The 10,547-nt window shown below is 51.7% G+C and carries 10 protein-coding genes and 1 rRNA gene; 4 read left to right on the forward strand and 7 right to left on the reverse strand.

Annotated features, from left to right (window positions below):
- Window positions 1-142 precede the first annotated feature (142 nt).
- Window positions 143-694 carry a Der GTPase-activating protein YihI gene (yihI, locus tag ACRDCA_RS05390; protein ID WP_438688604.1) on the reverse strand — a complete coding sequence of 184 codons (552 nt, stop codon included), beginning with the start codon at window positions 692-694 and terminating at the stop codon, window positions 143-145.
- Window positions 695-1,439: 745 nt separating this feature from the next.
- Here yihI and yihA point away from each other — a divergent pair.
- Complete coding sequence (gene yihA, locus ACRDCA_RS05395; RefSeq protein WP_025121265.1) at window positions 1,440-2,087, forward strand: ribosome biogenesis GTP-binding protein YihA/YsxC; 648 nt, start codon at window positions 1,440-1,442, stop codon at window positions 2,085-2,087.
- A gap of 304 nt (window positions 2,088-2,391) precedes the next feature.
- On the opposite strand, the gene ACRDCA_RS05400 is transcribed toward yihA, so the two are convergent.
- Together ACRDCA_RS05400 and polA are read right to left on the reverse strand one after the other, a co-directional pair.
- The gene (locus ACRDCA_RS05400) at window positions 2,392-2,439 is read right to left on the reverse strand and encodes a spot 42 RNA, inhibition of DNA synthesis (protein WP_071892919.1); all 48 of its coding nucleotides are present in this window, start codon (window positions 2,437-2,439) and stop codon (window positions 2,392-2,394) included.
- Window positions 2,440-2,639: 200 nt separating this feature from the next.
- Complete coding sequence (polA, locus tag ACRDCA_RS05405) at window positions 2,640-5,435, reverse strand: DNA polymerase I (RefSeq protein WP_438688605.1); 2,796 nt, start codon at window positions 5,433-5,435, stop codon at window positions 2,640-2,642.
- Between the two features lie 500 nt (window positions 5,436-5,935).
- On the opposite strand from polA, the gene ACRDCA_RS05410 reads away from it, so the two are divergent.
- Entirely contained in the window at window positions 5,936-6,826 is an 891-nt protein-coding gene (locus ACRDCA_RS05410; protein WP_438688606.1) for an acyltransferase, read from the forward strand.
- Between the two features lie 50 nt (window positions 6,827-6,876).
- On the opposite strand, the gene dsbA is transcribed toward ACRDCA_RS05410, so the two are convergent.
- From dsbA to ACRDCA_RS05425, 3 genes are all read right to left on the reverse strand, one after another.
- Window positions 6,877-7,500, reverse strand: coding sequence for a thiol:disulfide interchange protein DsbA (gene dsbA / locus ACRDCA_RS05415; protein WP_438688607.1), 624 nt, complete (start codon window positions 7,498-7,500; stop codon window positions 6,877-6,879).
- Between the two features lie 29 nt (window positions 7,501-7,529).
- Window positions 7,530-8,516 (reverse strand): serine/threonine protein kinase, encoded by a 987-nt coding sequence (locus tag ACRDCA_RS05420; protein ID WP_438688608.1) that lies wholly within the window; start codon window positions 8,514-8,516, stop codon window positions 7,530-7,532.
- A 93-nt stretch (window positions 8,517-8,609) separates the two neighbouring features.
- Complete coding sequence (locus tag ACRDCA_RS05425; RefSeq protein ID WP_438688609.1) at window positions 8,610-8,879, reverse strand: YihD family protein; 270 nt, start codon at window positions 8,877-8,879, stop codon at window positions 8,610-8,612.
- Window positions 8,880-9,074: 195 nt separating this feature from the next.
- Here ACRDCA_RS05425 and mobA point away from each other — a divergent pair, with 195 nt between their 5' ends.
- A complete protein-coding gene (gene mobA / locus ACRDCA_RS05430) occupies window positions 9,075-9,665 on the forward strand; it encodes a molybdenum cofactor guanylyltransferase MobA (RefSeq protein ID WP_438688610.1) in 591 nt (196 codons plus the stop codon).
- The gene (gene mobB / locus ACRDCA_RS05435) at window positions 9,662-10,183 is read left to right on the forward strand and encodes a molybdopterin-guanine dinucleotide biosynthesis protein MobB (RefSeq protein WP_438688611.1); all 522 of its coding nucleotides are present in this window, start codon (window positions 9,662-9,664) and stop codon (window positions 10,181-10,183) included. The genes mobA and mobB overlap by 4 nt, the downstream gene beginning before the upstream one ends.
- A 231-nt stretch (window positions 10,184-10,414) precedes the next feature.
- Here the strand turns inward: mobB and rrf are convergent.
- Window positions 10,415-10,530: ribosomal RNA gene (gene rrf, locus ACRDCA_RS05440) — 5S ribosomal RNA — on the reverse strand.
- Between the last annotated feature and the right edge of the window lie 17 nt (window positions 10,531-10,547).

The following is a 10,547-nucleotide window of genomic DNA, read 5'->3' on the forward strand; positions in this document are numbered from 1 at the left end:
TGGGCAGTTGTCTACGCTGTCTGGCCGCGGAAGCGCTGCGAAAACGCGTTTTGCGCTTCGACAGCCGCCATAGTTTACCGAATAACCACAGTAGATAACATGTCAACAGTAGGGCTATTGCCGGGATCAGCCACATAACCGCTTAAAATACGTCTTTCGGGTTACCGCCTTTCAGCAGTTTCAGAATATCTTCCTGCTTTTCTTCCTGCTCTTCGTCGTCTTCATCACCCAGCTCGATGCCCAGCAGTTCCATCAGCGCATCGATACGATCCAGGGTTTGATCGACGTAAGCCTGATCTTCGGCACTCAGCGTGGCGCCGTCATCCAGGCGATCCAGCAAGGCATCCAGACGCTCATCGTTTTCCAGCTTGGCCAGTTCTTCTTCTGGCGTGAGACGCGGCGGCTTTTCTGCCTTCGGCTTTGGCTGCGGTTTATTAGCCTTCACTTTAGCATCCACCACCAGCGCAACCGGCACTTTACTGCCGATACGCGGATCCTTGGGTTCTGACCCGGTTTTATTTTTCTGGTTGGCAGAGTCATTCTGGGTGCGAGAACCGGAAGCCAGGCCACGGCGCTTTTTCAGACGCTTGCGCTCACGAGCTTCCAGATCGAGCTCCACACGACTTTTCTTTTTACTTTTTGACGTCGCCGCGCTGCTGCGTGGGCCGCGAGGTGCTTTTGATGGCTGGTTCATAGCTTAATACTCTTAGGTATGTAGATTCAGTATAGAATTGCTATACGATTGCGGCGGAATCTAGCAGAAAGCAGACAAAGAAAAAAGGCGGCAGGTTAAAACCTGCCGCCTATTTCGCACCTTCAGTCGAAGGATATTCTTGCTCCGCGCTCCATGCGCACACTCAACATCCCGGTCTTTCCATCTGCGATAACCGCGCTCCCTGCAACTACGTCCTTCATCCTGAAAGAAAAAATCATCCTTGCTGCGATCCGTTCGCTTCCACTCTTCCTGAGTGCGCTTCCCGCGTACATCCATTTGCAGTTACTACTTCATCCCTGTACTATTCGTGCGCTCCGGCACCAACAGTTTCAATTCCATCTGGCATCATCCTGGTACTCTATACACGCCCTGTGTATTCCCTGAGATTTTTCACCCTTCCCGGATGTTCCTGTTTCCTTGGCCTCCTGCCTTGCAACCTACTTTACGCTTTTATGGGGTGCGCTCAAGATACCTACAGGCGGATTACGGCAACTTTGTGCATATCGAAATTATAATTCATTGTTTTATAATTAATAAAATATTTACTGCTTTCGAATAAAGCGACATTACCCCCTATTCGAATGGTCAATGTCTCACACGGCAGGCGCCAGTTTGCCACAAGCAATTTGTGGTTAATCGCTTAAAAACCGAGAAACACACCCTTTTGCCGCTGATGCAGTTATAATCGCCCACCAGATAGCCATCCTCACGGAGACGAAAAATTTTGACCAGCAAGAACTACAATTACCATGTGACCCATTTCGTCACCAGTGCGCCCGATATTCGCCACCTTCCGGGGGATGAAGGTATTGAAGTGGCGTTTGCCGGCCGCTCCAACGCCGGTAAGTCCAGCGCGCTCAATACTCTGACCAATCAGAAAAGCCTGGCGCGTACCAGTAAAACGCCGGGGCGTACCCAGCTGATTAACCTGTTTGAAGTTGAAGAAGGCATCCGCCTGGTCGACCTGCCGGGCTATGGCTATGCCGAAGTGCCGGAAGAGATGAAGAAGAAATGGCAGCGGGCGCTGGGTGAATACCTGCAAATGCGCAACTGCCTGAAAGGCCTGGTGGTGTTGATGGATATCCGCCATCCGCTCAAAGACCTGGATCAGCAGATGATCCAGTGGGCCGTTGATGTTGGCACGCCGGTGCTGGTGCTGTTGACCAAGGCCGATAAGCTGGCTTCTGGTGCTCGCAAGGCGCAACTTAATATGGTGCGTGAAGCCGTGCAGTCTTTTATGGGCGACATTCAGGTAGAAGCCTTCTCTTCGCCGAAAAAGATCGGCGTCGATAAGCTTAGCCAGAAGTTGAATACCTGGTTTAACGAGATCCCACCGGAAGTGTTGCCGGAAGACGATCTCGGCGGGGAATAATCACCGCTGTGGGTATTTGGTAGGGGCACCGCATGCTGTGCCCACTGAGCCGATGCTTAGACATCGGCTTTTTTACGTCCGTCGTCTACCGGACCAGAGCGGATTTCGTTATCTAATTACAGATTTGACTAAAAGCCATCATAAAAACTTATGGCAAAACTCGGGCTGTGGGCGTTGAAAAGCGGCGGATTCAGAAAGGAGTGCGGCGAAAGGCAGGTGCTTAAGGATAACAAAAACCTTTGGATTGGCGTTGTTTTTACAATAAAAAACGCCCCAGTCAATACTGACTGGGGCGGCTAAATATTCAGCCAAATCCGATTACGTGAAGTAAAAGGTCTGAAAGATAGAACATCTTACCTCTGTACCCTACGTCTGTAACTCTACATCATTTTTTCGCGCTGCAAAAGAATTTTTTGTAGTTTACTTACACAATCTGGACATTAACAGCGACGATTTTGCCGAAACTATCGCCACAGGCGGTTGCTCAATTACCAAAACTGCTTAGGTTTTCGCCAGTTAGCAATAACTTGACCCTAATACTCTCCAGGGTAATTAGTGAGCTTCATCCCAGTTTTTACCCACGCCGATATCCACCCGCAGCGGAACCGCCAGTTGCATACTGTTTTCCATCAACTCATGAATGCGCAGGCTGGCCTGTTCAATAGCAGACTCATGGATTTCAAACACCAGTTCATCGTGCACCTGCATGATCATGCGCACCAGCGGCTGCTCAGGCCCTTGCAACCAGGCATCCACCTCAATCATCGCGCGTTTGATGATATCCGCAGCAGTGCCCTGCATAGGGGCGTTAATTGCCGCTCTCTCGGCCGCCTTGCGACGCATGCCGTTGCTGGAACGCACATCCGGCAGGTATAACCGACGGCCATCCAGCGTGCTGACATAGCCTTGTTCGGCAGCCTGCTGGCGGGTGCGTTCCATATACTCCAGCACGCCAGGGTAGCGTTCGAAGTACAGATCCATATAGCGCTGTGCTTCACCGCGTGGGATCCCCAACTGGCGAGCCAGGCCGAAGGCGCTCATGCCGTAGATCAAACCAAAGTTAATCGCCTTGGCACTGCGACGCTGTTCATTGGTGACCTTATCCAACGCCAGACCAAAGACTTCTGCCGCCGTTGCCCGGTGGATGTCCTTACCTTCGGCAAACGCCTTGAGCAAGCCTGCGTCCTGCGATAAATGCGCCATGATGCGCAACTCAATCTGCGAGTAGTCCGCGGCCACAATACGGTAGCCCTCTGGCGCAATAAATGCCTGACGGATACGGCGCCCTTCATCGTTACGCACCGGAATGTTTTGCAGGTTTGGATCGCTGGATGACAGACGGCCGGTAGCGGTGACAGCCTGATGATAAGAAGTATGTACCCGGCCACTTACCGGGTTGATCATCAACGGCAACTTGTCGGTGTAGGTGGTTTTCAGCTTCGCCAGACCACGATACTCCAGGATCACTTTCGGCAGTGGATAATCCAGCGCCAACTCGGCCAATACTTCCTCATTGGTAGAAGGGGCACCGCCCGGGGTCTTTTTCAGCACCGGCAGCTTTTGCTTTTCATACAAAATGGCCTGTAACTGCTTGGTCGAGGCCAGATTGAACGGCTCTTCGGCCAACTCATGAGCCTGTATCTCAAGCTCGCCCAGGCGCTTGGTCAATTCAATGGAGTGGGCTGCGAGGATATTAGGATCGATCAGCACCCCGGTGCGTTCGATATGGGAAAGCACTGGCAGCAACGGCATTTCAATCTCATTGAAGACCGTCAGCAGGCCTTCACTCTCTTTCAGCTGTGGCCACATCGCCAGATGCAGTTGTAGCGTTACGTCAGCATCTTCCGCCGCATAAGGGCCCGCCTCTTCAAGGGCAATCTGGTTGAAGGTTAGCTGCTTTTTACCTTTACCCGCGATCTCTTCGAAGGTAATGGTTTTATGGCCCAGATAACGATCGGCCAGGCTATCCATATCGTGGCGACCACTGACGCTGTCGAGTACATAGGACTCCAGCATGGTGTCGTAAGCAATACCACGCAAATCGATGTCATAGCGCGCCAGCAGGCTCTTATCGAACTTCAGGTTCTGCCCTACCTTGAACGCCTTCTCATCTTCCAGCAGCGGTTTCAGGGTGGCCAGGACGTGGTTGCGATCCAACTGTGGGGGTGCATCCAGATAATCATGGGCGACCGGCAGGTAAGCGGCTACGCCAGGCTCAATGGCGAAGGACAGCCCGATCAGATTGGCCGTCAGGGTATCCAGGCCGTCAGTTTCGGTATCGAAGGCGAAGACGTCGGCGTTTTTCAGGCGCTGCATCCATTCGGCAAAGGTTTCCTCATCCAGAATGGTGACGTAACCTTCCTGCGACAAGGTAGCTTCCGCCGCCGCTCTTGGTGCTTCCGCTATTGCGGTTGGCTTGGCAGCCGCGCTTGCCTTGCGGCCCGACCCTTTGTTTTCTAACCAGGTACCGGCTTCAACATCGGCCATCCAACGCTTAAATTCGTAGCGTTTAAACAGTTCATGCAGTTTATCGGCATCTGGTGGACTAACAGCCAATTCACCGCAGGTCAGATCCAGCTCGACGTCGGTTTTAATCGTCGCCAGTTTGTAAGAGAGGTAAGCGACCTCTTTGTTCTGCTCCAGCTTGGCGGCCATCGTTTTGGCACCACGGAAGCTCAGCGTGGCAATACTGTCCAGATTGGCATAGAGCGCATCCAGCCCCCCTAACCCTTGCAACAACGCCTGGGCCGTCTTCTCACCCACTCCAGGCACGCCAGGAATGTTGTCCGACGAATCCCCCATCAGCGCCAGGAAATCGATGATCAGCTCGGGAGGAATGCCGTATTTGTCACAGACCTCCTGCGGACCGAGGATGGTGTTGTTCATGGTATTGATCAGGGTGACATTCGGTGTCACCAACTGCGCCATATCTTTGTCACCGGTGCTGATCAAAACGGCATGACCCGCTTTTTCTGCCTGCAGCGCCAAGGTACCGATCACGTCATCGGCCTCAACCCCTGGTGTGACCAGCAGCGGCAAGCCCATGGCTTTGACCATCTGATGCAACGGTTCGATCTGCGCCCGCAGATCGTCAGGCATCGGTGGCCGGTGAGATTTATATTCGGCAAACAGCTCATCACGGAAGGTCTTCCCTTTCGCATCAAACACCACTGCCACATGGCTGGGAGTGTACTGCAGCAGCAGGCTGCGCAGCATGTTCAGCACACCGTACATCGCTCCCGTCGGCTCACCGACCGAGTTAGTCAGCGGTGGGAAGGCGTGATAGGCGCGGTAAAGGTAAGAGGAACCATCCACCAGGATTAATGGGTTTTCTGCAATCTGGGCCATAACGTTTCTTTTTCGTGAAAAGGACTGGGCTAAGCATGCCATAGCTAGCCGCTGGTGACGAATCTTAGCGTGCATTTCGGCCAAATTAGCTGGGATTATGCGAAACGATCCACAAGATCGTGCCTGTGGATAACTTTGTGCATAGTTTAGAGACTGAATTATAACGACGCTAATATCGTTATAATAGGAAATAAAATTCCTATTGAAATCACACTGTTAAAAAAGAGTGTTGGCGACTTTGCTATTTATCGTGTTTCAGACAATTTGTGGATATAACTGGGGCCGGAGTTTAATCGCACGTTTAATCAATTTTACTACCTCAATGACCATAGCATAAGATTGAAAATCTGCACGCCAACGACAAAAAACAGGCTATTTCTACCCGGTTAAAATCGCTTACTTTTAGCCACGTGTGGTTGGCCTGTATTCTGTTAAAATATTTTTTTGTTGATACGCTCCGGCGTAGCTAACGATCCTTATCAACCATCAGCACTTAACTCATGCCAAAATTGCTAGCTCCTGTTATTTTTATCTTTTCTGCGCTGCTTGCCGTTGGCGTGACGATGCTGTGCTCTATCCCCATCGTGGTGGCCGGGCTCATCAAGCTGTTGCTCCCCATGCCCGGCGTATGGCGATACATTTCCACTTTTGCCGACCTGATGATGTGGTGCTGGTGCCAATGCCTGGCGGTATTGTTACGCATTAACCCCTGGCTACAATGGGATATTCAAGGGCTGCAAGGTTTAGAAAAAAAGAATTGGTATTTGCTGATCAGCAACCACGAAAGCTGGTCGGACATTGTGGTGCTGTGTGTATTATTCCGCCACCACATCCCCATGAATAAGTATTTTCTTAAACAACAGCTGGCCTGGGTTCCCTTCGTCGGTATCGCCTGCTGGGCGCTGGATATGCCTTTTATGAAGCGCTATTCGCGGGCCTATCTGCTCAAACACCCGCAAAAGCGCGGCCAGGATATAGAAACCACACGACGTTCCTGCGAAAAGTTTCGCCTGCGCCCGACCACCATCGTCAATTTCGTTGAAGGCTCCCGTTTCACCGAGGCCAAGAAAATTAAAACTCGCTCCCCTTACCGCAATTTACTCGCCCCCAAAGCTGCCGGGATCGCCTTTACCCTGAGTGCTCTTGGTCAGCAATTTGATAAGATCCTGAACGTCACTCTGTGCTACCCAGATAACCGTGAGCATCCGTTTATGGATATGTTGTGCGGACGGTTGCAGCGCATTGTCGTCAGGATTGAATGCCTGCCGATTGATGAAACATTGCATGGGGATTACTTCAATGACAAAGGGTTTAAGCGCAAATTCCAGCTGTGGCTGAATACCTTATGGCAGGAAAAAGACAGTTTACTTGAAAGGCTCAAACGCGAATAACAAGGGTAAAAAAAACGCCGGATTAACCGGCGTTAGTGATTTGCTGCTGATTACTTCTTCTCGCTCAGGAACTTGACAACATCAGCGAATTGCTTGACGTAAACGTCCATGTTGCTGGTATCCAGGCCATCGTTTTTCACCATGTATTTGCCATTAACAAATACCGCTGGCACGCCACGCAGTTGCAAATCTTCGGCTGCTTTTTCTTGCTGAGCCACCAGAGATTTCACCACGAAGCTGTTCAAGGCCGCGTCATACTCTTCCCCAGCTACGCCAGCATTGACGAACACCTTGCGGATATCGTCTGGCGTTTGCACGGTTTGGGTTTTCTGAATCGCTTCAAACATTGGCTGAGTAATTTTGTCTTCTACACCCAGAGCCATGGCAACGGCCCAGGCCTGCGTCAGTTGTTTACCCAATGGCCCCAAGAACTCCACATGGTACTTGGTCATCTTGGTGCCTTCAGGCAGCCCTTTCTTGATCGCATCAGAGATATGGAAAGTCTCTTCAAACTGATAGCAATGCGGGCAGTAGAAAGAGAAGAACTCCAGCACCTGTGGTTCACCAGTGACCGGCTTATCCAAAGTGATGTATTGGGTCCCATCGCTAAATTGCGCAGCGGAGGCACTGAATGCCATCACCATACCAACGAGTGCCAACCAGATTTTTTTCATACAACTAAACTCTCCATTATGTTAACGCTTCAATACATTGGCATGAGCTGCAGAGGAGGCTCCTGCAACAGCTTAACCTGTTCAGTAAATGCCGCAGTCTGAGATAACCAGAAATCAGACTCCGCCATCCACGGGAAACTTTTAGGAAACGCGGGATCCTGCCAACGGCGTGCTACCCATGCCAGGTAATACACCATACGCATGGCCCGCAGAGGTTCGATCAACGCCAGTTCACGTTGATCAAATTCGGCAAATTCGCCGTAGGCTTCCAGCAGAATATCCAACTGCATCAGCCGATCGCGCCGTTCGCCGTGTAACAACATCCATAAATCCTGTATCGCCGGTCCGTTGCGTGCATCGTCAAGATCGACGAACAGCGGCCCATCACGCCACAAGATATTGCCTGGGTGGCAATCGCCATGCAAACGCAGCGGCTGCCAATCCAGCTGCCAGTGCGGTTTGATCGCGTCAATCAGCGTATCCGTAGCCCGCAGGAAAGTCTCGCGCTGGGCCTTGGGGACCAAATCACAGCTGGCCAGCACCTGCCGTGGTTCAGTGAGATACTCTTCAAGACCAATGGTCGGCCGCTCGACGAACAGGCTTTCACTGCCAACCTGGTGGATGCGGCCAAGAAATCGCCCTACCCACTCCAGCTGTTCCAGATTATCAATTTCATACTGCCGGCCACCGACGCTGGGAAATACGGTAAAGAAAAAGCCTGCATGGGTGTGCAGCGTATTTCCCTGTAAGACCAGTGGCGCAACCGCCGGGATTTCGTTGTGCGACAAATCCAGTGCGAAACGATGTTCTTCACCAATCTGCTCGGCACTCCAGCGCTCCGGGCGATAAAATTTCACCACGTAACGCTTACGGTCTTCATCCATAAACTGGTAAACGCGGTTTTCATAGCTGTTGAGCGCTGTCAGCCCAGAATCAACACGCAAACCGATCCCTTCCAGCGCATCCATAATCAGATCGGGGGAAAGGGTTTCAAAATTAAATGCCGAGTTGTTCATACCAACCGTTCAGTTCGCCAGATGACAACGGCGTGCCAAGAATAAGAAAGAGTAGCACTAATCATCGCCACTGATGACCGTACCGCATGAATGCTAATCTTTTATCACGCCACGGGCACGCAGCAACGCCGTTTTAAAATCGTCTTCGTAGTCTTTCTTCAGGCCTGGGATCTGTTCGCTGCCCGCACTGCCACGCATTTTCAGATGGTAGATCAAGATGTCATCGCTCAGTTCACCCAGTTCCCCCTGAAAACCCGCTTCCTGCGCCAGTTTTTGCAAAAACTGAATCAGGTTGAGATCGGGATCCTGTTGCCAGGCCGGGTGCAAGAGCTCAATCAGCTCGTTTACGCGATGCGTTTTCATATCAAGATATCATCCAGTGAAGTGAGTAACCCTATGGATTTCGAGCTGCAGCTTGAAAGACGACGGGTTTAAACCCACAAAGTAGCAGGCTTGACTACGTAGTGAAAGAACCAGCGTGTCAATAAAGGTAAATCATGATGTCTAAACAGGTTTAGCGCTACAATCAGGGCATTGGAGAGGGGCTGGATGATGACTATGCATGCAAATATAACCGGCGTTATTCTGGCCGGTGGACGCTCTACCCGCATGGGAGGGAAAGATAAGGGATTGGTGCAAGTGGGGGATAAAACCCTGTACCAGCACGTACTGAGCCGATTAACACCGCAAGTGAGCCAGGTGATCATCAGTGCCAACCGTAATCAGCAGAGTTATCAGCAAAGCGGTTTGCCGGTTGTCGGCGATCTGACGGCGGATTACCCAGGTCCCCTGGGCGGGATCTTGGCAGGCCTCACTTATGCCCGCACGCCATGGATTGTCTGCGCCCCTTGTGACGTACCCGACTTTCCTATCAATCTGGTAGAGCAACTGTGGCAGCATAAAGGCAACGCGCTGGCTGCCTATGCCAACGATGGTGAGCGTGATCATCCAACATTCGCCTTATTGCATACCTGCCTGGTAGATAGGCTAAGCCACTATCTGGGGCAAGGGGAACGTAAATTGATGCTGTTCATGGCAGCTATCGGTGCTCAGCCGGTGGTATTTAGTGGGCAGCAAGATGCCTTTCGTAATTTGAATACGCCAGAGGATTGCCAACAGTGGCAACAGGAAAAGGAGAGCGATCGATGACCGGCGCATTACCCCCCTTGCTGGCTATCGCCGCTTATAGCGGTACAGGTAAAACTACGCTACTTAAGCAATTGATCCCGCTATTAAAACAGCAGCAGATACGCGTTGGTCTGATCAAGCATACTCATCATGATATGGATGTGGATATGCCCGGTAAGGACAGTTATGAACTACGCAAAGCAGGTGCAGATCAAACGCTGGTTGCCAGCGATCGGCGCTGGGCATTAATGACCGAAACCCCAGAGCAAGCGCCTTTGGATCTGCAGTATCTGGCCAGCAGATTCGATCGCAGTCGGGTGGATTTGATCCTGGTGGAAGGATTCAAGCATGAGCAGATCAGCAAAATTGTTCTTTATCGCGAGGAGGTCGGTAAACCTCTTGCAGATATGCTTGATCAGCACGTTATTGCCATAGCCAGCGACAAGGAGATTGACGGTATTGTGCCGTTGTTAGATATCAATCAGCCTGAGGCAATCGCGCGGTTTATTGCTCGGTGGTTAATGCAGGTAAAGAGGTAGCCCCCTCACCCTAACCCTCTCCCCCAGGAGAGGGAACCGATCGCGTCCGTTAATAGTCCCCATTCTTTCCGCAGCCGCACAGGCTCACCCACGACGCCGGACTCCCTCCAACAGGGGCTTATGCTGCTCTCGATCCGTCTGTGGGAGAGGGTTGGGGTGAGGGGCTGCTCTGTTTTCGACCCATAGCAAAAAGCCCTGCGTTTTCACGCAGGGCTTTTTACTTTAATTGATGCCTGGCAGTGTCCTACTCTCGCATGGGGAGACCCCACACTACCATCGGCGCTACGGCGTTTCACTTCTGAGTTCGGCATGGGGTCAGGTGGGACCACCGCGCTATTGCCGCCAGGCAAATCTGTTTCATTCC

The sequence above is a fragment of the Serratia sp. (in: enterobacteria) genome (assembly GCF_051654945.1).
In the GTDB taxonomy this organism is placed as follows: domain Bacteria; phylum Pseudomonadota; class Gammaproteobacteria; order Enterobacterales; family Enterobacteriaceae; genus Chania.

Bases quoted from the DNA above. Each gene is read 5' to 3' on its own strand.
- ACRDCA_RS05420 (WP_438688608.1), bottom strand. From the start codon at position 8,516: ATGAACAACTCGGCATTTAATTTTGAAACCCTTTCCCCCGATCTGATT.
- mobB (WP_438688611.1), top strand. From the start codon at position 9,662: ATGACCGGCGCATTACCCCCCTTGCTGGCTATCGCCGCTTATAGCGGT.
- ACRDCA_RS05425 (WP_438688609.1), bottom strand. From the start codon at position 8,879: ATGAAAACGCATCGCGTAAACGAGCTGATTGAGCTCTTGCACCCGGCC.
- ACRDCA_RS05410 (WP_438688606.1), top strand. From the start codon at position 5,936: ATGCCAAAATTGCTAGCTCCTGTTATTTTTATCTTTTCTGCGCTGCTT.
- dsbA (WP_438688607.1), bottom strand. From the start codon at position 7,500: ATGAAAAAAATCTGGTTGGCACTCGTTGGTATGGTGATGGCATTCAGT.
- yihI (WP_438688604.1), bottom strand. From the start codon at position 694: ATGAACCAGCCATCAAAAGCACCTCGCGGCCCACGCAGCAGCGCGGCG.
- polA (WP_438688605.1), bottom strand. From the start codon at position 5,435: ATGGCCCAGATTGCAGAAAACCCATTAATCCTGGTGGATGGTTCCTCT.
- mobA (WP_438688610.1), top strand. From the start codon at position 9,075: ATGCATGCAAATATAACCGGCGTTATTCTGGCCGGTGGACGCTCTACC.